We start from the raw sequence: 21,295 nt of genomic DNA, 5'->3' as shown, positions 1-21,295 counted from the left end.
TGAAGCTATAAAATTAATGTATACTTCGTCACATAAATTAAAGTCAAAAAATAACTGGAGATTTAGATGAGTATTGTTCAAGAATTCCGCGAATTTGCGGTAAAAGGCAACATGATTGATTTGGCTGTCGGTGTAATCATCGGTGGTGCATTTGGTAAAATTGTCGATTCATTGGTGAAAGACATCATCATGCCATTGATAACGGTGGTGACTGGTGGTGGTGTAGATTTTACACAGAAATTCTTTGTTTTAGGGGACAACCCAAATAATTTACAGTCTTTAGATGAGTTGACCAAAGCTGGGGTGAACGTCCTGACTTATGGTAACTTCCTTACGATTTTAATTAACTTCATCATTTTGGCATGGGTGGTGTTCTTAATGGTGAAAATGATTAATCGTATGCGCCGTAAACAAGAAGAAGCAGCGCCAGAACCAGCAGCAACGCCAGAAGATATCGAGTTGCTACGTGAAATTCGTGATGAATTGAAAAAACGTCAGTAATCGAACGGTTAAAATAAAACGGCACATCAAGTGCCGTTTTTTATGTCTGAGACTTATCGAAAGACTGGTTTTTGTACAATTTTGACTTTATGATGCGCGCTGATTGAATAGCTGTGGTGATGCCGAATGAACCAATTATTTGTCTATGGGACACTTCGTCCCAATCATGAAAATGCCCATCTTTTAGAGCGTATAGGTGGAACATGGCAAAAAGGCTATGTGCATGGCGTGGTACATATTTTGGATTGGGGACCCGACAAAGGCTTATTCGCCATTGTTTTAGATCCGCAAGCAGCAGCAGTTGAAGGATATTTTTTTAGCAGTGAAAAATTAACCGAACATTGGGATGCGTTGGATGAGTTTGAAGGGATACAGTATCAACGGGTGAGGGTACAAGGGATGTTGGAGTCTGGCGAACGCGTTGATGCTTGGACATATGAGATGAAAGAGGCTTAATCAAATACAGTGTTCGTGATGTGTTTAGACTTAAACACATCACACAACGCGCATCCTTTTAAAAATCCATACGGAATTTAATTTCTAGTAAATGAAAACCAAATTGGCTCTTGATGGGACCATGTAGTACTTTTTCAGCTGCACTAAAGACCAATTTATCAATCACAGGCACCAGTTGGCCTTTTTTGACTTCACCCAGTTCACCACCGCGTTTAGCAGAGTTACAGGTGGAGTATTGCTTGGCAATTTTGGCGAAATCGGCTCCATCGTGGATTTTCTTTTTCAGTTGTTCAGCGAGGTCTTTGTCTTTGACCAAAATATGACGAACAATGGCAGTTTTCATTTGGTTTTTCCTCGAGCTGTGGCTTTGGGCTTAGGTTGCACTTTTTTCAGCGGTTGGCATTCGGGACAAAATACAGAAGCACGCTGTCCCAGTTTGATGTTTTCAAGCGTGGTTTCGCAGTTCACACACATTTCACCTGCTCGGCCATAAGCCAATAAGGTTTGTTGAAAGTAACCATTTTCACCCATCGCATTGGAATAGTCCCGCAGGGTAGAACCACCTAAATTGATGGCCTGCTGCAAAATACGTTTAATCTCGACCACCAATTTTTCAATTTGGCTGGGCGTTAAACTAGACGCCACTTGCGCAGGGTGTATGCCCAAATTAAACAAACTCTCTGTGGCATAGATATTTCCGACACCAACCACCACATGATTATCCATGACTGCAACTTTTATGCCGACCTGTTTGTTTTTCAACTTTTGACTTAAATATTCAGCGTTAAAATCAGCACTCAGCGGTTCAGGCCCAAGGGTATCGATTAACTTGGTTTGCGAATATTCATCCAGCCATAAAATACAGCCGAAGCGGCGCGGGTCATGATAGCGTAGCTCGACATCTTCAAAACGAATAATCAAATGATCGTGTTTACGCAGCGTTTCACCGACCTCACAAATACGGAAACTCCCTGACATGCCCAAATGCCAAAGCATCGTGTCTTGTTCAAAAACGGCCAAAATGTATTTAGAACGGCGTTTGAGTTGAATTAAACGCTGTCCCACCAGTTTGTCGAGATCGGCGGGAATCGGCCAGCGCAGGCTCGACTGGCGAACTTCAACACTGAGTACTTGTTGATCTAATAACGGCGCTAAACTGGCTTTGGTGGTTTCAACTTCGGGTAATTCTGGCATGGCAACATGAGCTGATAAAACTTGAGGCTAATATTGCGGTGTACACGCGAGATTGCAAGTGATTTCAGTCAGAGGCTTGCTTTTAGCGCATTTGTACAAAGCAAAAGTGCGGGATTGTGTGCTGCGATCAGGAATCATCCTCTTTAAATAGCATTCTTGAATTGAGTGAAAACTGCTATGAATCACCCAAATCAAATCTTCTATTTATAACTGTGGGTGATATTGATAACTTTTTTTTGACTTAATGATAAAAATTTTGCTGAGATCTTTGTTTAAAAATTATGTACTTTTCATTAAATTTTTCATTTAAATGAAATGAATTGTTCTTCATTTTAGTTTGGGACTTAGGTTTTATGCGACAGTTTTCTTTCTCTTTATTTGCAACAGCAATGTGTGCTTGGGTGACAGTGTGTCATGCGGAGCAGATGTTGGATGTACATGGTCAGTATTTGTTTGGTGACTGGCAGGGAAAACGAACTGAATTGGCGCAAAAAGGCATTAAGTTTGAAGCCAATGCTTTAACAGATACCAACTATTTGGCGGATGGCGGTCGCAATGCAGGTGCAAGCCCAAGTACTGCTTCGCAGTTTTGGTTAGGAACACAGTTTGATTTAGAAAAGCTAGCGGGCTGGGAAGGGGTCACTGTTCGTTTTGTTGCGACTGCGCGTCAAGGACAAAGTACCTCAATTCGAGATTTGCAAGATCCTTCTGCACCGCAATTAGCCAATGTGCAAGCCACCTATGGCCGTGGAAACCAAGACAGCCGTTTATCTGAGCTTTCGATTGAAAAGCGATTTAAAGAACAAGGACTCAGTGTCAAAGTTGGGCGACTGGGTTTGGGTTCTGATTTTGATGTGATGGCGTGTGATTTTGTCAGTAATGCCTTTTGTGCCGCACAAATGGGGAAATGGCAGGGTAATATCTGGATGAATACGCCGGTTTCACAATGGGGCGGTCGTATTAAGTACCAACTGACCCCTGAAGTGACAACTCAAGTGGGTGTTTATGAATTCAATCCAGATAATGGCAATGGCAAAGCCGAGGGACAAGGTTGGAGCCTAGACACAGAACATGCCGACGGTGTGACTATTCCCGTGGAAGTGATTTGGACACCAAAAGCACTGTTCAATGGTTTGGCGGGGAGTTATCGGGTTGGTGGGATTTATAACACCGCAGATGATCCGAATAACCAATATGACGTGGCTTATGGCAAAGGTGTGGTTGGCGAAGACCGGACATTTGCAGGATGGATTGCCATCGAACAGCAACTGACTTCAACGGGTGCAGGGCGCCAAGGTTTGCATAGTTTTGCCAACTTTACATGGCATGACCGCATCACCAATAAAGTAGACAACTCACAACAAGTGGGGCTGAAATATATTGGGGTATTTAAGCAGCATCCAACGGATATTTTAGGTTTGGGGGTGAATCGAGTACACCTAAATGAGCGATTCGCTGCGGGTAAAGTACAGTATGATGCGAGCGCAGAATACAATATTGAACTGAACTATAGCTATAACGTTACGCCGTGGTTAATGTTACGTCCCAACATCCAATATGTGATCAACTCAGGTTCAAGCCATGTAGCGGATAATGCATTGGTTTTGGGGCTTGGAAGCCGCATTATTTTCTAAATAGATAGCCATAAAAGTGCAAAAGTCTGACAGTAGATTTGCACTTTTAGCGTTGAATGCAAGGCACTTTATTTGTTATAGATCATAGTGAGTACAGGGAGAGCTGTGATGCCATTATTATTTCAACCCATTCAATTTGGGGATCTAAACTTAACAAATAAAATCGTGATTGCGCCGATGTGCCAATATTCAGCCAATGATACGGGTGAGTTGAGCTATTGGCATGAGCAACAATGGGCCAATTATGCATTGTCAGGTGCGGGCTTGTGTATTGTTGAAGCGACAGCCGTACAAGCGGTAGGACGGATCAGTTTTGCGGATTTAGGACTGTGGAATGATTTGCAACGTGCACAAATGAAAGCCTTGCTCAGAAAAGTCAAAACACTCTCTCCAATGCCTTTTGCTATCCAACTGGCACATGCGGGACGTAAAGCATCGACCGACCGTCCTTGGTCGGGAAAAGGTCAAATCAAACCGAATGAACCCCATGGTTGGCAAACAGTGTCTGCCAGTGATGTGCCCTTTAAGCCCGAAGAGCATGCACCCCATGCTTTGAGTGTGGCGGAGATGCAAAACATCATCGATGACTTTGCCAGTGCTGCAGTACGCGCCGTAGATGCAGGTTTTGAGCTGATCGAACTACATGCAGCCCATGGTTATTTGTTGCATCAGTTCATGTCACCGCTGTCGAACCGACGGACTGATGAATATGGCGGTAGTTTTGAAAACCGCATTCGATTTACATTAGAAGTGTTCCAAGCCATTAAACAAGCTGTTCCTGAAAACTATCCCGTAGGTATACGTTTATCTGCGACCGACTGGATGGAGTCGACTGCAACAGAAAGTTGGGATATTGATTCAACAGTGGGGCTATCGAAAGCGTTGGAGCAACTCGGTGCGGCTTATATTCATGTTTCAAGTGGTGGCTTGCATGTGGAACAAGACATTCAGATTAAGGCCAAGTATCAAGTGCCTTTTGCCCATGCAGTGAAACAAGCGGTGAAAATTCCAGTCATTGCGGTGGGCTTGATTACAGAAGCCAAGCAGGCTGAACATATTTTGGAGGCGCAAGAAGCCGATGCAATTGGTCTGGCGCGCGCCATGTTGTATGACCCACGATGGCCGTGGCATGCAGCCGCAGAACTGGGTGGGAAAGTCTCTATCGCACCGCAGTATTTACGGTGTCAGCCACATGGGATCAAAGATTTGTTTTCTGCATTCTAATCGCATAAGCATTTTGCTTCGCCATTGGGCTTTTAAAATATTTCAACTGAGTAAAGGTGTATCCTAGGATAGGTCTTTACTTACATCATCTGGAAAAGGAACAACTTGAATGATTTTTTCGGTAATTTTTCCAGTTTTTTTCCTGCTCTTTCTCGGTTTTGCCTCTGTCAAAATCCAGTTGCTCACTAAAGAGCAAATGACTGCAATCAGTGCTTTTGTCATCAAAATTGCGTTACCTACTTTATTGTTGCATGCCTTAGCTTCAAAAGATTTGCATGAAATTTGGTATCCGTCATATTTTTATGTTTATGCAGCTGTGACCTTTGGCTTATTTATTACGGCTTTTATTTTAGGTCAAAAGTTGTTTAAGAATCACTTTACCCACGCTGCAGTCTTTTCACTGGGTGCATCTATGTCCAATACGGGGTTATTGGGAGCAGCAATTCTGACGCTGCTGATGGGAAGCGAAGCGATGATTTATATTTCATTGGTGGTGATCATTGAAAGTGTATTTCTTGTACCGCTGATGCTCACTCTGGCAGAAATAGGGCGACAAAGACAAGCCAATTTAGCCTCCATTTTAAAAACCACATTTCTCACTCTACTTAAAAATCCACTGTTTTTGTCGGTGATGATTGGTATGAGCTGTGCGATTTTTGAAATTCAAATTCCACATTTAATCGACCAAGTGTTTGCGATGTTAGGCCAGACCGCTGCACCTTTAGCGCTCTTTATTATTGGTGGGGGAATGGTGGGTCTCACTATTCAGTCTTTTAACCTGCAAACGGTTTATCTGGTGGTATCTAAAAATATTTGTATGCCACTATTGGTTTATTTAGGACTGACCTATTTGACTGCATTGGACCCAAAGATGATTTATGCAGGAACCTTGATTGCAGCTTTACCAATGCCGTCTTTGTTTGGAATTTTTGGGCAAGTGTATGGCTTAAATGAAAAAGCACTCACCCCATTGATGATCAGCACGCTATTGAGTTTTGTGGTGGTCAGTGTCTTGATTGGTCTTTGGTGGTGAAAAAAATACTCTCAATTGAGAGTATTTTTTGAAGAAGAGATTTATTTTTTGACCGCAGCTGTTGCAGCAGGGGCTTTGGCTTGATCGGCAATCATTTTATCAACCATCGCCAAAGACTCTTTGGCCTGTGGCACATTTTCCTTGGCTAAAGCGGTGAAAATTTTCTTCGCTTCAGGCAAGTTCTGCGGAATGATATTGCCATTAGCAAACATATTGCCTACGGCCATCAGTGCAGGAATATAGCCTTTTTTGGCTAAGTCTTGAATGCTGTTGAGGCCTTTTTGAATGGGTGCTTCCTGTTTGTTTTTAAAGCCTGTGCTGATGTCGTACAAGGCTTGTGCATGAATGGCTTGATAGTTACCTTTTTTCACCAAAGGCTCAAGTTTCTTAAGGGCTAACTTTTCAGACTCTGGTTTATTTTCGGAAAATAACAGTACGGCATATTCAACGGTTGCATCATCAAAGCCTAATTTAGATGCGGCTTCAAAGTGTTGTTTGGCTTTGTTGATGTCTTGAGGCAAGCCTAAAGTACCAGTGACATAGTTTTTCGCAAGCACATAATGCGCAACAGGGTAGCCTTTGTTTGCAGCATCTTGATAGAGCTGAATGGCTTTCTTCTCATTCTTCGCTGTGCCTTGGCCAGTCTGAGTCAAATAAGCCAAGTTGTACATGGCTTGTGGGTTGCCAGACTTTGCCAGTTTTTCTAGAGCCTGATATGCCCCCGTCATATTGTTGGCTTTGACCATTTCTTCAATCTTGGCAAATTCGGGGTTGATGGTATCTTGAGTGGAGGCTGCAAGTGCAAGCTGGCTAGAGAGTGCAATTAAGCTTGCAAGTACGAGTTTCTTCATGTTTTATAAACCTTTTTCATACACATAAGTCCATCTATGTGTGTATTTGTTTTTAGTCATTTCACATCATAAGTTGAATTGTGTGAATGTAAATATCTGAATTGTGTCTTGGTCTTACAAATTTCCGTTGATTGTGTTGATCGGTATATATTTTTCCAATACAAACTGCATACTTTACAGTGGAAAGGACTGAAAGAGGTTATTGGTATTTGCAGTTGATGGCTTCGGGTTTTATTAGGATTCTGGCTTAGATTCTGTTTAAATAGCGCTGAAAATGAGTAGTGAGTTCAGCATGTTTATTAAGTCAATTAAGCGAAATTATTTAAAAGTTTTGGCCGATGAGTCGATTCCAGATGGTGAAAAAATTGATGCCTTATTGATGAAATTGGGTGGTGAGTTTTTAGTGAGCAAAGATGACCGTGTATATATCTTTGAAAAAGATGGTGTGACCGCAAAATTTGATGCTAAACATGCACGAGATTTTTCATTTAAAGACTATCTCTGCAAAGACATGAATAAGCTGTTTCATGATTTTTGATGTTTAATATTCATTGAAAATGAGTGAACTGTTAAATTAAGGCTCTAAAAGGATTTAAGTCATTGGATGAACCTTTTATCAAAGTACTGATGGTTGCTATAGAGTTCTAAAGCAACAATTTTTTATGTTTTGTTTATACCCGAAGAACGAGTGTGAATGTCTTTACCCACTGCAAAGATACTTGCAGTGGTCAGGCTAAAAGATAATATAAAATAATAGTTTGTATATGAAGAGCCTATACGCTTTTATACCAAAAGCATTTGATTCTGTACTCCTACTCAAGTTATATCATATAAAAAAGAAAGTTACTTTTCATAAGATGAATTGTGAGGTATCACAATATGAAGAAGAAAATACTGTCAATCTTATTCATATGTTTAGTTGGCTCAATGGCAGTTTTAGCTGGGCAGCCAAATCTTGTTCCTCATCAAATCAACTTGAAAGATGGGAAGCGTTTTTCTATCAATCTGCCAGAAAATTACGACATCATTCCTGCGGCTGAGGGCTTAAAACGTGTTCGTTTTTTTAGCAAAGCACCTGACGGGAGAATGTTTGTCACAGATATGCACGATTTGACCGACAATAATAAAGGCATCGTTTATATTTTGGATGAATGGAATGCTGAAACGGGAAAATTCGGCAAAATAATTCCTTATATGACAGGTTTGAAAAATCCAAATTCAGTCCAGTTTTATACCGACACTTCCGGGCAAGATTGGTTATATTTGGCTGAAACGCATCAGCTCACCCGACGGAAATTTACCCAAGGAGAAATTAAACCCACGGCTAAAGCTGAAGTTTTAGCGACTTTTCCTGATTATGGTTTAAGTTATAAATATGGTGGCTGGCATCTAACACGAACCATTGCAGTGGGTGGAAACGGGAAAATTTATGTTTCAGTCGGCTCAAGTTGTAATGCTTGTACCGAGATAGAGAAAGTTCGAGCGACAGTTTTAGAAATGAATCCCGATGGTTCGGAACAAAAGATTTATGCCTCAGGCTTACGCAATGCAGTCGGTTTGAAATGGGTGGGTAAATTTTTATTTGCCACCAATCAAGGTGCAGATCATCTGGGTAAAAATAAACCTGATGAAACGTTTTATGCACTCAAGCGTGATGCAGATTATGGTTGGCCATCTTGCTATTCGTCGAATGGTAAAATTTTAGCAGACCCAAAATTTAAACGTCCAACAGGATGTAAAAATGTACCATCTCCTTATGTCTATTTCCCATCACATTCATCAGCACTAGGCTTTGACTATTTTGATGATCCAAATACGGATGACCTCATTAAAAACTCTTTTTTAGTGGCTCTTCATGGTTCTACGGATGCCACAATTGGTCATGGCTATAAAATTGTGATTATGCGTAAAGGGCAAAAACTTGAAACCTTTATGGATGGTTTTTTAGTGGGGAATAAGGTGAATGGTCGACCTGCGGATATTTACCGTATAGATGCAAATTCATTTTATTTTTCAGATGATAAGGGTGGAGTGGTTTATTATGTGAGGAAGAAAGAGTCCTCATCTCTTTAAGTTTAAAAAAAGCCCCTAAAACCAAGAATAAGTTTTAGAGGCTCATTTATCATAACAGCATAAAATTTAAAGATTTACTGTGGTCTTGCCACATCACCATTTAAGCGTTCTGGTAAGTCTAAAACTGTTACATCCAGTTCGGTCAAAGACTCAGGACGTGCCACCACCAACGCGACATAACCGATATCAATCGCAGCACTATTCACCACTTGAATACCTTTGTTTAACTGTTCAGCTTGCGCAGGCGCACTGCCTGTACCCTGAATTAAATGCAACCATGCTTTGGGTTTGGCTTTAAACCATAAACGCGCAATTACTTCCTGACCCAAGTAACATCCTTTGTCATAGTGCACGCCTTCACGTTGGTGTAAACGTAGCTCTTGAGGTTGAAACACATGCTCAATGGCTTGGTCGATATACGCTTCACCATGAGTAATGGCTTGTACTTGCCATGCTGCAATATCGGTAGGCTCAGCAGAGAAGGTGGTACGGTCTTGCGTGAAGGTTGGAAAAACTGAACCCGTAGGTTCAAGTTTCATTTTAGAGAAAGCGCCAAACTTTTTAATGTGCTTAGCAAATTCTTCCGACTGGTCTTGAGTGGTGACAATTTCAAAATGCTCAGGGTTACGTTTTGTCAGCCACAAACCAAAGTGGATACGACCTTTCAAGTCACAAATGGCGGTGTATTGCGTTGTATTTTCAGCCAAAGCTTCAACGTTGACCGTCACTTGACCTTGTAAAAATTTGAGTGCATCTACACCAATTAAAGTGAAAGAGGAGAAAGCTAGATCGCTCATGAATTGCTCGCCTACCTTAAAATCTAATACTAAAGAATTAGGGCTATTTTCCGCTATTTTTCAGAAAAAATCATATTTAGAGTAAATATTTAAAAGTTAATGTAACTAAATATTTCGAAAACCCCTGTTTTTATATCTAAGCTTATGAAATATAAACGATTTGGGAAATGGGTTTTCGACAGTGTAGTATGCCTAGCAGACAAAGATGAATTGTCTAGTAAAGACAGTGAAGAAAAATGAAACACCAAAGGCAGGAACGCTATGAACAATAATCACCGCAAACCACTGCAAGGCACCCAGCTAGAATACTTTGATGTGCGAGAAGCCGTTGAACAGATTCAGCCAGGCGCTTATGCAAAACTTCCATACACCTCAAAAGTATTGGCTGAACAGTTAGTGCGTCGTTGTGATCCTGCCATTTTGGAGCAGTCACTAAAAGAACTGATTTTTTCAAAACAAGATCACGATTTCCCTTGGTATCCTGCACGTGTCGTCTGCCATGACATTCTTGGACAAACGGCATTGGTTGACCTTGCTGGTTTACGTGATGCGATTGCAGACCAAGGCGGTGACCCATCTAAAGTGAATCCCGTTGTGCCGACTCAGTTGATTGTCGATCACTCTCTTGCTGTGGAATTCGGTGGTTTTGACCCAGACGCCTTTGAGAAAAACCGTGCTATTGAAGACCGTCGTAACGAAGACCGTTTTCACTTCATCGAATGGACCAAGACCGCTTTTGAAAATGTTGATGTGATTCCTGCGGGTAATGGCATCATGCACCAAATCAACTTGGAGAAAATGTCTCCTGTGGTGCAAAGCCGTGAAGGTGTGGCATTCCCAGATACTTGTGTCGGTACAGACTCACACACGCCACATACCGATGCACTTGGTGTGATTTCGATTGGTGTCGGTGGTTTAGAAGCTGAAAATGTAATGTTAGGTCGTGCTTCTTGGATGCGTCTTCCAGATATTATCGGTGTTGAATTTGTTGGACAACGTCAAGCGGGAATCACTGCAACAGATATCGTTTTAGCATTGACTGAATTCTTGCGTAAAGAACGTGTCGTTGGTGCGTACCTTGAATTCTTCGGCGAAGGCGCAGACAGCATGTCTGTGGGTGATCGTGCCACGATTTCCAATATGACACCTGAATATGGCGCAACTGCGGCAATGTTCTATATCGACCAAAATACCATTGATTATTTAACCCTGACAGGTCGTGAAGCTGATCAAGTTGCACTTGTTGAAAACTATGCCAAAGAAATTGGTCTTTGGGCATCGGATATGAAACAAGCGGAATATCCACGTGTACTTCGCTTCGATCTTTCAACAGTAACACGTAATATTGCAGGCCCATCAAACCCACATGCGCGTGTATCTACCAGCGACTTAAAAGAAAAAGGCATTGCAGGTGTGGTTGAAAACCGTACCGATGGCTTAATGCCTGATGGTGCTGTGATTATTGCTGCCATTACTTCGTGTACCAATACATCAAACCCACGTAACACGGTTGCAGCAGGTTTATTGGCACGTAAAGCCAATGAATTGGGCTTAACCCGTAAACCTTGGGTGAAATCTTCTTTTGCACCGGGTTCTAAAGCTGCTGCTTTATATCTTGAAGAAGCAGGCGTATTGGATGACTTAGAAAAACTCGGTTTTGGCATCGTGGCGTATGCATGTACCACCTGTAACGGTATGTCGGGTGCTTTAGATCCGAAGCTACAACAAGAAATTATTGATCGTGACTTGTATGCAACTGCGGTACTTTCAGGTAACCGTAACTTCGATGGTCGTATCCATCCTTATGCAAAACAAGCGTTCTTGGCATCTCCTCCGCTCGTTGTAGCGTATGCGATTGCAGGAACAATTCGTTTTGACATCGAAAAAGATGCATTAGGAAACGACAAAGACGGTAACCCAATTTACCTCAAAGACATCTGGCCTTCAGATGAAGAAATTGATGCTTTGGTCAAAGAAGCGGTAAAACCTGAACAGTTCCGTAAAGTGTACATTCCAATGTTTGACTTGGGTGTAACGGAAAAAGCGGCAAGTCCGTTATATGACTGGCGTCCACAAAGTACTTATATTCGCCGTCCGCCGTACTGGGAAGGGGCGTTAGCTGCACCACGTACACTGGCAAATATGCGTCCGCTAGCAATCTTGCCTGATAACATCACCACAGATCATTTGTCACCATCGAATGCAATTATGATGGATTCGGCAGCGGGTGAGTACCTACATAAAATGGGCGTACCTGAGGAAGACTTTAACTCCTATGCAACGCACCGTGGTGACCACTTGACGGCACAACGTGCGACTTTTGCGAATCCGAAATTGTTTAATGAAATGGTGGTTCGTGCGGACGGTACGATCAAGCAAGGTTCGAAAGCACGTGTTGAGCCTGAAGGCGAAGTGATGCGTATGTGGGAAGCGATTGAAACGTATATGAATCGTAAGCAACCGCTCATCATCATTGCAGGTAAAGACTATGGTCAGGGTTCTAGCCGTGACTGGGCTGCAAAAGGTGTGCGTCTTGCTGGTGTTGAAGCGATTGTGGCGGAAGGTTTTGAGCGTATTCACCGTACTAACTTGGTGGGTATGGGCGTGTTACCGCTTGAGTTTAAAGCAGGAACTGACCGTAAAACTTTAGGTTTAGATGGTACTGAGCTGTATAGCGTGATTGGTAATATCGCACCGCGTTCGACTTTAACTTTAGTGATTGAACGTGCGACAGATGAAGGTAAGAGTGAAATCGTTGAAGTGCCTGTAACTTGTCGTTTAGATACCGAAGAAGAAGTGTCTGTATATGAAGCGGGTGGTGTATTACAACGCTTTGCGCAGGATTTTTTAGAAAGTCAGTCAGATAAAGAGCAATTAAGAGCTTAATTTAAAGTATTTGAAATTGTTTAAAAAAAGCCCTATCTTTTGATGGGGTTTTTAATTTGAACATAAATATGAAAGTTAAAGAAATTCGTCTGAATAATTTTAAAAGATTTTCCAATTTAACGATTACTGGTATTCCTGAACAAAACAAGCTGGTTGTCATAGTAGGGCCAAATGGTAGTGGAAAATCCTCACTTTTTGATGCTTTATATCATTATTATAGAGAAAGAGCTGGATGGGGGTGGCAAGGGGATTATAGCTACTTTTCTAAGAATCCATTATTAGGTTTTGATAATCATAATGCGGTTAAAATTGATTTTCATGACTATTCTGATATTCATTATTTACCTAAAAATTCTCTTTATTTTCGATCAGCGTATAGACATGAGCCAGACTTTCAAATTAATCATTTTTCTAGAATGAATCAACCGTTTGAAAATTTGAGGTTTGGGAGATCTATCGATGCTGATCAAACTGTATCTGAAAATTATCAAAGACTAGTTCAACAGACAGTTCAATCCTTGTATAGTGAAATTAACAATAGAAGAACTGTAGAAGATTTGAGAGATGAGTTGATAGGTAATATTCGTAATTCTTTTAGTAATATTTTTCCTGATTTAACATTAAGAAATATTGTTGATCCTCTTGCAGATAACTGTTTTACGTTTCAAAAAGGTAATGTTGAGAATTATCCTTATAAAAATCTATCTGCAGGTGAAAAAGCTGTTTTTGATTTAATATTGGATTTACATGTAAAGATAGGTGCATATAACAATACAATTTTTATGATTGATGAACCTGAGTTGCATATTCATACTTCACTTCAAGCAAAGCTTTTAGAAGAATTATATAAAATTATTCCTGAAAGTTCTCAACTTTGGGTTAATACCCATTCATTGGGGGTTATGCAAAAAGCAAAAGAAATATCTATACAAAATCCAAATACAGTTAATTTTATTGATTTTCACATAAATGATTTTGATGAAGATACTATTTTGTATCCAGCCCCAATTGATAAGATTGTTTGGGAAAAGTTTCTTTCAATAGCTTTAGGAGAAATGCAAAATGTATTTTTACCTTCCAATATTGTTGTATGTGAAGGTAACTTGCTTGGTACAGCACGAAAGAGTTTTGATGCTTCAATTTATGGAATGATTTTATCTAAAAGCTCTAAAAATATTACTTTTATAAGTGGTGGAAGTTGTAATGATATTGAAAAAGAAGATCATGCACCTACATTAGTCCTAAAAAATTTAATGCCAGAAACAAAAATCATAAAACTATTAGATAGAGATGATCGTTCCGATCAAGAAGTTGAAGAACTTCTTCAAAATAATATTCATGTAACGACAAGACGTAATTTGGAAAGTTATCTTCTAGATGATGAAGTAATTGAGGAGTATCTAAAGTCGATTGAAAAAAATGACAAACTGACGGATGCTTTACGAATTAAAGCTGACGCGCTACGAGCAAGTGTGGATAGGGGGAATCCTAATGATGATTTCAAGTCGGCTTCAGGAGATTTTTTTACTAAGCTTAAGCAAGAATTAGGATTAATACGAGTGGGGAATAGATCAGATGCTTTTCTGAAAGATACATTAGCACCTGTAATAAAACCAGGCATGAGAGTTTTTGAAGAGATTGAAAGTATGTTTGTTTCAATTTTTTCTAGATAATGTTTAAGTTTAATCGGAAGCCCTATCATTTGATAGGGCTTTTTATTTGCTGGAAGAAAGGTTTTGGAAGCGGTTAGCACTGATACCATGACTCAAATGTATCTCAGCTTAAACGAATGCACTTATGGTTCAACGCTCTAGAGACAACAATATAAGCTACTGACAGCACTTTCATGACTAAATTTTATTTAGCTTAGCTATTTTTGAAATACATCATTTCTTACATTTATGACGTCATCATTTGTCAAAATGATCAATAGACATCCATCATAAAATGCATATACTAGTAAGACCATTTTCTAAACATATGGAGAACAAAAATGGTTACTGCTGGCGAAAAACCTGGAACAGGCTTCTATTTTTGTGTTCAATGCGGACACCGCGTCTACTTAGAAATTGGTACAGATCGTTTACCCCCGTGTACCAAATGCCAAGGCAATCAATTTAACAATAAGAATGCCTAAGCTAAAGAATTAACAGTTACCCACTGTTTTAAAGAAAAGCCCTATCACCCGATAGGGCTTTTTGCTAAGTTATAAAAAAGATAAAAACATCCCAACTTAGGCAACACAGGTAAAGCGCATGGAAACCATATTAGGACTTTGTATCGGTATTGGCTTAAGTGCGGCCTGTGGCTTTCGTGTCTTTGTCCCACTCTTGGTCATGAGCCTTGCATCTATTCTGGGTTGGTTCGAACCCATGCAAGGTTTTGAATGGTTAAGCATGCCATCGGTATGCATCGCCTTAGCTATTGCAACTGTCTGTGAAATAGCAGCCTATTACATACCATGGGTCGACAACGCTTTAGACACCATTGCAACGCCAGCCGCAATGGTCGCAGGAACACTCACCACTATGGCAGTCAGCAGTGGGGAAATGTCGCAGTTTGCCAGTTGGGCTGCGGCAATTATTGTGGGGGGAGGTACAGCAGGCGCCGTGCAAATGAGTACCGTTGCTGTTCGAGGGGTTTCAACTGCAACGACGGGCGGTGTAGCTAACCCGCTGGTGTCTACAGTGGAATGGGTGGGTGCCGTTTTATTGTCCGTGCTTTCACTACTGGTTCCTGTCTTAGTGGTGATTGTGGGCATTATTTTAGCGATTTGGGCCATGCGTTGGTTTAAACGCAAAAAACAAGAAAGTATCAGCACACCTTTATAGTTTCAGTCGTTTTATTATGGCGTTGCTGGATCTCTAAATTTAAAGATAGAGTGGCTTATTTTTACCTTATGTGGACATCAATCCTTTTAGCTTGATATGACTTAGAGGTCAGTTTCACTTTTAAAATAATGATTGATTTTCATACGCTATCCGTTTAATTTTATAAATACATACTTTTTTTATGGTTTTATTTGTGGTTGAACTTTATAAAAATTATTCGGGGAGCTGTAAATGATAAAATTTATTGTAAATGAACAGCCTAGTGAAAAAGGCATCCATCATATTCATAATGCATCCTTAGGCTGTGCAGACTTACCCAGCTCGGAGGATCAAATTCTGATTGGTTATTTTGCCAATTATGAGCTGGCTTATAAACGGGCAAGAATGAACTGGCCCAGAGAAAAAGTCGAAGGTTGTGACAAGTGTTGTTTCAAATAATCAAAAACAAAAAAGCTCTGCAAATTATGCAGAGTTTTTCATTATTGGATATGGATGCTCTATTTTTTAGGTACTACAAGATTAATGAATTTCAATTCGGGGCGTGACCTTAATTTTTCGACACTCTCGGTCAGCTTCGACTAAAGCACGAATTTTAAAGTCAGAAAATCGAACCACTCGGTTTTGCATAGCAAACTGTTCAGGTGTTTTAATTTCTAAGCACTGAAAAGGACGCAGATTTTTTAGGATGTGCTTTTGTTTATCAGTCATGTTCTGTGTCGATAAGTACACATAGCCTTTGGTGGTTTTTAACAACACTTCATGTGGCTGTGCTTCAGTTGAGCTGGTGACTTTGACGATATGTGTTTTTAACACTTTGCATGCACTGAGGGAAATCGCAAGGCATAGCATCAGTAGGGCAGTTTTGGTTTTCATGATGAAGCGTATTTGAATGGTCTTTCGTCACTTTAGCCGAAAGTTTTCAACGGCAGCAATCAAAATATGACACTGATACGGTCAGCTGTTTTAATTCTAGAGCATCCTATAAATAGGCTTCTGTTAAATGCTAAGCTTCAGCATAGATGCCAAAATGAAGCATTCATTAGCGTGCTATTTACCTACTTTATTTAAAAAATTAACAAAACTATGAAAAATCAGTTCATTCTCACTTCTCTAATGCTCGCTGCAATGTTGGGTATATCCACCAATCTCTGTGCTGAAAACTTAAGTACTGAGAACATTCAGCGACAAAAAGCCACCAGCAAATACCAAGCTTACCTTCCTGCAAAATATACGGTGTTTGAGGTCGTGCAAGGGGACTTAAACAAAGATGGCTTAAAAGATGTAGTTTTAATCGTCAAAGCTACTGATCCGAAACAGTGGGTCACCGATGAATACCGCGGAAAACTAGATCGCAACCGCCGTGGTGTGATTGTGCTGTTGAATACAAAAGGGCGCTACCAAAAAGTCGTTCAGAACCTGTCACTGTTTTCTTCAGAAAATGAAGATGGCGGTGTGTACTTTGCGCCTGAGTTGGTGCCCTCTATCGAAAAAGGCCTGTTAAAACTACATTATGCCCATGGCCGTTATGGATATTGGGCCTACCAGTTTCGTTTAGAGGGACGTGATATGCGTCTGATTGGCTATGACAGCTCCGATAATTTCGGCCCTTATGTGAACAGCGAAACCAGTGTCAATTTTCTCACCGCAAAGAAGCTGGTCAGAGAAAATCTCAACAAAGACCCGGATAGCGACCCTAAATTTAAAGAAACATGGAGCAAAGTGAATGTTGCTCCAATGTATTTGAGCAAAATTCAGGACATCGACGCTCTGAGTTTTGAATAGTCTTGGCTTAGTTTTTGCTAACTTATATTTCAAAAATGCACTTTTATGAGTGACGTGAGTCTGAGGCATCAGTCACATGACTGCTTGATCATGTATAGGGGAAAGTGATGGAAAGTAAAGAACTGGCTTTGAGTGTTGAAGAGAAACCTAAGCTGAGTACAGATGCCCATTTGATGGCAGGCTGGCCTTTGTTTTTAGTGATGATTGGTGGTGCAATCGGTGGAGCCTTAGCTGTGGTTGCGTATGTAATTAACCGAAAAATCTATCTGTCTCAGCTCAGCAATATGCAAAAGGTGCTTGCCAATTTACTCTGCGGTATGTCTGCGATCAGTTTATGGTGGTTTATTGCAACATGGTTGCAAGGCTATATGGCGACTTAAGTGTTCTGAAATGATGGTGTAAAAAATGATAGAAGTTCATTTTTATGCGATGAAATAGATGATTCAAGTGTCATTATGAATGTTTTTATCCAATCTAATTTATGGAAATATTTTTCATCATCGCTTGAAATTAGCCGATCTTCGGAAATTCATCCCGTACCAATTTGCTTAATATAGCGTTTAAGGGCACAGGAATCGAAAAGAGTAGTTTGCGACTTGTTATCTATCAGATCAGCGTCGTACTTACCCACAAGGTCTCGATTCGGCTTAGGACGTTATAGATTATCCATTTATAGGCAAAAGTTTAGAACTTACCCAGTTTTAATCGTTGAAGTTATCTCCTGATCCCTAGAAACTACATGATAAAAACAACACGATAAAAGACACGTCCATTCAAATATTTTCTTCCATTTTAAGCGTCTATATTGCCCCGAATTTATCCAAATATTTGCACTAACTGTGCCAAAACAAATTGGCGCTTTGGTTTGCGAAAACGGCTTTAAAAAAATTGCGATTTGATAACATTGGAACGCTTAGAGTTCTGCTATAACCATTAAAAGTCTGATAAAAAATATGGAACAACAATGAAAATATATGTCACCAGCATCATGGTCGATAGCCAAGAAAAAGCCTGTCAGTTTTATACAGAAAAACTCGGTTTTAAAGTCAAACATGATGTACCTGTGGGGGATTATCGTTGGCTGACTTTGGTTTCCCCCGAAAGTCCTGAAGGTGTTGAACTGCTACTTGAACCTGATGCACATCCTGCGGCACAGCCATTTAAAGCTGCAATTAAAGCAGACCTGATTCCCTATACTTCTTTTCAAGTGGATGACCTCGATGCGGAATATGAGCGACTCAAAAACTTAGGGGTACGCTTTACCAGTGAACCGATGCGGGCAGGAAAAGTTAAAGTTGCAGTCTTTGATGATACCTGCGGGAATCTCATTCAGCTGATGCAGGTCTGTGCAGGAAGTTGAATTTCTCATCTGTGATGCAGCAAAGAAATAAAATCCTGAGAAAAGTGCTTTTATGTGAGAAAAAAATCATAAATACGCTGCATTTGGGAAAATATTTTTTAGATAACCTGAAAGCCAAGATTTTTTTCCAAAAATAGCCGAAAAGACTTTATCTTCGGGAAACAATCCCGCCCTTGGATTGTTAAATTATATCTCAAGGGTGTGACGGGATCGAAAAGAGTAGCATGCTACCAGTGGCGCAAAACGCGTGAGTAGTACTTACCCAAAAGGTCTTGATTCGGCTTAGGACGCTATAAATCAAAAGTTTATAGGCTATAAGATCATCACTTACAAAGTTATGATAGTTGAAGTAAACATTATGTTTTCCCAGACACCCTAAAAAATTTGAACTCGAATAAAATATAAATCAAAAAAATAAATTTTAATATTTCCCGCGAAAATCGAAAAATCCTGCTGTTGTAGTTTCACTTACATCATTTTATTTTAAGCTTCCAATCTAATCAGCGCTGCTAAAAAGCTGGCTTTATATAGGGTGATGGACGCCTAAGATTAATGCTGTTTTCTATATTTATTGAATGATTGACAGCTGAAACACAGCTTGCTATTTTTCGCGCTCGCTTTTGTATGCTGTTATTCTCATGGCTCTAAATGACAACTTTATTTATACACCGCCCCAAGAAGACTTGGTGATCGTTTATGAAGACGATGATTTGGTGGTGATTGAAAAGCCTGCGGGTTTGTTGTCTGTGCCAGGGCGTTTACCAGAACACCAAGACAGTGCCTATTTACGGGTTTTAGCTCAGTACCCACATGCCAAAATTACCCATCGTTTAGATATGGCGACCTCGGGAATTCTAATGTTTGCCAAGCACCGCGATGCCGAAGTCGCCGTCAGCAAAATGTTCCAAGCCCGCACGGTGGACAAACACTATATTGCTTTAGTTCAAGGCCAGTTGGATGCCGCAGGCAGTGTTGAAGTACCACTGATTACTGACTGGGAAAATCGCCCACGGCAGATCGTGCACTTTGAGTTGGGCAAACCTGCAAAAACACTTTATCAAGCACTTAGCTATGACATGGAGACCGATATTACGCGAGTTTTACTGACCCCGATTACGGGGCGTTCACATCAGCTCCGTGTGCATATGCAATATATTGGGCATCCAATTACAGGGGATAAGTTATATCACCCTGAGCCGACACGAAGTCCATTAAAACGTATGGCTTTACATGCCAGTTTTCTCGCCTTTCAGCAGCCTTTAAGTGGAAAAGCGGTTGCGATTCATGGAAGTGTGCCATTTTAACTGTGTCACACTTTAACTATATTTTGAGAAATACTTAAAATTTGGGATATCAGGTCGTTTAAAAAACCGTTAGCGTAAGTTGTGTAAGTGCAGTTTTATCCAGTGTGCTTATCTTTGTTGAAATTAACATTTGAGTTTGGCTTTTTAGCCATGATCACGACTAATTGAAATTGAATGAAAATAGGTTTGTCTGTTCCAAGGCTTACTGTTCGAGTTTGATGTGTTCTTAGAGCGGAGTCTTTAAAAGAAAAATGACGTTCCCTTAGGGAGATAGGCCATGCTTTATGTATTTGCTGTCATTCTTGTCCTGCTGTGTGCGGTTATATGCTGGCAAAAAATACACAGCCTTGCCCAAAAAAAGAAGATTGAATCCTTAGAAAGCAATTTAGAGCGCAGTCGAAACAGTTTAGAAGTTTATGAACAGCAGCAAAGTGAATTACAACACCGGCTGACCAGTTTAAGAATTGAGCTTGGAACACTCAGACAACGTAACGAAACTTTGAGTCCTTACCAAGAAATTATTGATGTCGAACACTATGTCATTGAACGGCACAACCAAGTGGAATTGTTTGCTGAAACGGTCAAATTTGATGCTGAACAGATGCTCAAACAATGTCGGCAGCGCATCGAAAAAGTACATCACTTCTTAACAGAGTATGAGCGTAAGGCCAAAGAAATGAGCATGCTGCGCGCCAGAGAAAAACTGGGTGCTTTTTTTCACATGGCTGAAGAACGACAACATCTAGCTGAAATATCAAAGGCCTTACATCATAAAATTGAAACCTACAGCCAGAGTTATCAACTGCCTTCGGAGCAGTTATTAGATGAACTCATCGAAGGCTATGGGAAAACAGATGCGGCCTGTCATCTACTGAAAGTTCGGCAACAGGTGATTCGTGCGGTTGAGCAAAACGACGTTGTGAACTGCGCCTTTATGGATGAGAATCGGCGATTATCGATGATGGTATTGGTTTCACAGTTATTTAATACGAAAGCAGACTTATATTTACAACGTGTGAGCAAAGACAATATTGGCCTTTTGATTCAAGCTTTGCAGGATGACTTTACCCTGATCAATTACTATGGTGTGGCTTTCGGTCATACTCAGATACAAGAGAGTTATTTGGCTTTACGCTTAGAAGAACTTAAATTTTCAGCCTTATTAGAAAACTTAAAAAGCAGTGATTTACAGTTTCAAGCGGACATTTTAGTTGAAGATCGGGTTTTACATTAACACGGCAAAACCAGCGTGAAATAAAGTCTAAACAACCTTCGAAAAATCAGATGTAACTGCTATAAAAATGAGCAAAATATGCTATGTTGAAGTCACTATTTTGTCACTTGCCAACGATATATTGGCTAAAAAGAT

22 protein-coding genes are annotated in these 21,295 nt (G+C 40.4%); 17 read left to right on the top strand and 5 right to left on the bottom strand.

The genetic code is table 11. The features are described from left to right. Positions 1–66 precede the first annotated feature (66 nt). Both mscL and WH214_RS06415 read left to right on the top strand, forming a co-directional pair. Complete coding sequence (gene mscL / locus WH214_RS06420; RefSeq protein WP_004695171.1) at positions 67–501, top strand: large conductance mechanosensitive channel protein MscL; 435 nt, start codon at positions 67–69, stop codon at positions 499–501. Positions 502–627: 126 nt separating this feature from the next. After that, positions 628–957: a gamma-glutamylcyclotransferase gene (locus WH214_RS06415; RefSeq protein WP_183174362.1), complete on the top strand. Its 330-nt coding sequence runs from the start codon at positions 628–630 to the stop codon at positions 955–957. A 58-nt stretch (positions 958–1,015) separates the two neighbouring features. On the opposite strand, the gene WH214_RS06410 is transcribed toward WH214_RS06415, so the two are convergent. Further along, entirely contained in the window at positions 1,016–1,300 is a 285-nt protein-coding gene (locus tag WH214_RS06410; RefSeq protein WP_004695176.1) for a peptidylprolyl isomerase, read from the bottom strand. Continuing rightward, positions 1,297–2,151 carry a bifunctional DNA-formamidopyrimidine glycosylase/DNA-(apurinic or apyrimidinic site) lyase gene (mutM, locus tag WH214_RS06405; RefSeq protein ID WP_339422234.1) on the bottom strand — a complete coding sequence of 285 codons (855 nt, stop codon included), beginning with the start codon at positions 2,149–2,151 and terminating at the stop codon, positions 1,297–1,299. The genes WH214_RS06410 and mutM overlap by 4 nt, the downstream gene beginning before the upstream one ends. Before the next feature lie 353 nt (positions 2,152–2,504). Here mutM and WH214_RS06400 point away from each other — a divergent pair, with 353 nt between their 5' ends. From WH214_RS06400 to WH214_RS06390, 3 genes are all read left to right on the top strand, one after another. Then, positions 2,505–3,785, top strand: coding sequence for a carbohydrate porin (locus tag WH214_RS06400; RefSeq protein ID WP_445206354.1), 1,281 nt, complete (start codon positions 2,505–2,507; stop codon positions 3,783–3,785). Between the two features lie 108 nt (positions 3,786–3,893). Further along, complete coding sequence (locus tag WH214_RS06395) at positions 3,894–5,009, top strand: NADH:flavin oxidoreductase/NADH oxidase (RefSeq protein ID WP_339422235.1); 1,116 nt, start codon at positions 3,894–3,896, stop codon at positions 5,007–5,009. Between the two features lie 109 nt (positions 5,010–5,118). Next, a complete protein-coding gene (locus WH214_RS06390) occupies positions 5,119–6,042 on the top strand; it encodes an AEC family transporter (RefSeq protein ID WP_339422236.1) in 924 nt (307 codons plus the stop codon). A gap of 41 nt (positions 6,043–6,083) precedes the next feature. Here the strand turns inward: WH214_RS06390 and WH214_RS06385 are convergent, their stop codons facing one another. Then, positions 6,084–6,893, bottom strand: coding sequence for a tetratricopeptide repeat protein (locus tag WH214_RS06385; protein WP_201952358.1), 810 nt, complete (start codon positions 6,891–6,893; stop codon positions 6,084–6,086). Between the two features lie 292 nt (positions 6,894–7,185). Between WH214_RS06385 and WH214_RS06380 the strand changes: the two genes are divergently transcribed. Together WH214_RS06380 and WH214_RS06375 are read left to right on the top strand one after the other, a co-directional pair. After that, positions 7,186–7,431 carry a hypothetical protein gene (locus tag WH214_RS06380; protein ID WP_004695190.1) on the top strand — a complete coding sequence of 82 codons (246 nt, stop codon included), beginning with the start codon at positions 7,186–7,188 and terminating at the stop codon, positions 7,429–7,431. A gap of 389 nt (positions 7,432–7,820) precedes the next feature. Next, entirely contained in the window at positions 7,821–8,966 is a 1,146-nt protein-coding gene (locus WH214_RS06375; protein ID WP_339422237.1) for a PQQ-dependent sugar dehydrogenase, read from the top strand. 74 nt (positions 8,967–9,040) lie between these two features. On the opposite strand, the gene ygfZ is transcribed toward WH214_RS06375, so the two are convergent. Continuing rightward, complete coding sequence (gene ygfZ, locus WH214_RS06370; RefSeq protein ID WP_339422238.1) at positions 9,041–9,763, bottom strand: CAF17-like 4Fe-4S cluster assembly/insertion protein YgfZ; 723 nt, start codon at positions 9,761–9,763, stop codon at positions 9,041–9,043. A gap of 261 nt (positions 9,764–10,024) precedes the next feature. Here ygfZ and acnD point away from each other — a divergent pair, with 261 nt between their 5' ends. The 5 genes from acnD to WH214_RS06345 all read left to right on the top strand — a co-directional run bounded on the left by acnD (position 10,025) and on the right by WH214_RS06345 (position 15,918). After that, on the top strand, positions 10,025–12,649 hold the full coding sequence (gene acnD, locus WH214_RS06365; RefSeq protein WP_339422239.1) for a Fe/S-dependent 2-methylisocitrate dehydratase AcnD: 2,625 nt from the start codon (positions 10,025–10,027) through the stop codon (positions 12,647–12,649). Positions 12,650–12,717: 68 nt separating this feature from the next. After that, positions 12,718–14,322, top strand: a complete 1,605-nt coding sequence (locus WH214_RS06360; protein ID WP_339422240.1) for an AAA family ATPase — start codon at positions 12,718–12,720, stop codon at positions 14,320–14,322. 320 nt (positions 14,323–14,642) lie between these two features. Then, complete coding sequence (locus WH214_RS06355) at positions 14,643–14,786, top strand: zinc ribbon-containing protein (protein ID WP_004695201.1); 144 nt, start codon at positions 14,643–14,645, stop codon at positions 14,784–14,786. A 118-nt stretch (positions 14,787–14,904) separates the two neighbouring features. Continuing rightward, positions 14,905–15,480: a DUF4126 domain-containing protein gene (locus WH214_RS06350; protein WP_339422241.1), complete on the top strand. Its 576-nt coding sequence runs from the start codon at positions 14,905–14,907 to the stop codon at positions 15,478–15,480. A gap of 231 nt (positions 15,481–15,711) precedes the next feature. Beyond that, positions 15,712–15,918: a hypothetical protein gene (locus WH214_RS06345; RefSeq protein WP_004695205.1), complete on the top strand. Its 207-nt coding sequence runs from the start codon at positions 15,712–15,714 to the stop codon at positions 15,916–15,918. Between the two features lie 81 nt (positions 15,919–15,999). Here the strand turns inward: WH214_RS06345 and WH214_RS06340 are convergent, their stop codons facing one another. Next, positions 16,000–16,353 carry a hypothetical protein gene (locus WH214_RS06340; RefSeq protein WP_195728238.1) on the bottom strand — a complete coding sequence of 118 codons (354 nt, stop codon included), beginning with the start codon at positions 16,351–16,353 and terminating at the stop codon, positions 16,000–16,002. A gap of 210 nt (positions 16,354–16,563) precedes the next feature. Here WH214_RS06340 and WH214_RS06335 point away from each other — a divergent pair, with 210 nt between their 5' ends. The 5 genes from WH214_RS06335 (at position 16,564) to WH214_RS06315 (ending at position 21,160) form a co-directional block, all read left to right on the top strand. Beyond that, the gene (locus WH214_RS06335; RefSeq protein ID WP_195728237.1) at positions 16,564–17,262 is read left to right on the top strand and encodes a hypothetical protein; all 699 of its coding nucleotides are present in this window, start codon (positions 16,564–16,566) and stop codon (positions 17,260–17,262) included. Between the two features lie 107 nt (positions 17,263–17,369). After that, positions 17,370–17,642, top strand: coding sequence for a hypothetical protein (locus WH214_RS06330; protein WP_339422242.1), 273 nt, complete (start codon positions 17,370–17,372; stop codon positions 17,640–17,642). A gap of 584 nt (positions 17,643–18,226) precedes the next feature. After that, positions 18,227–18,622 carry a VOC family protein gene (locus WH214_RS06325; protein WP_010327416.1) on the top strand — a complete coding sequence of 132 codons (396 nt, stop codon included), beginning with the start codon at positions 18,227–18,229 and terminating at the stop codon, positions 18,620–18,622. 638 nt (positions 18,623–19,260) lie between these two features. Continuing rightward, positions 19,261–19,926, top strand: a complete 666-nt coding sequence (locus WH214_RS06320) for an RluA family pseudouridine synthase (RefSeq protein ID WP_339422243.1) — start codon at positions 19,261–19,263, stop codon at positions 19,924–19,926. Between the two features lie 277 nt (positions 19,927–20,203). Continuing rightward, positions 20,204–21,160, top strand: a complete 957-nt coding sequence (locus WH214_RS06315; protein ID WP_339422244.1) for a DUF4041 domain-containing protein — start codon at positions 20,204–20,206, stop codon at positions 21,158–21,160. The last annotated feature ends 135 nt before the right edge of the window (positions 21,161–21,295 follow it).

The sequence above is a fragment of the Acinetobacter sp. MYb191 genome (assembly GCF_037572605.1).
Taxonomy (GTDB): Bacteria; Pseudomonadota; Gammaproteobacteria; order Pseudomonadales; family Moraxellaceae; genus Acinetobacter; species Acinetobacter johnsonii.
This window is presented reverse-complemented; position numbering and strand designations above follow the sequence as displayed.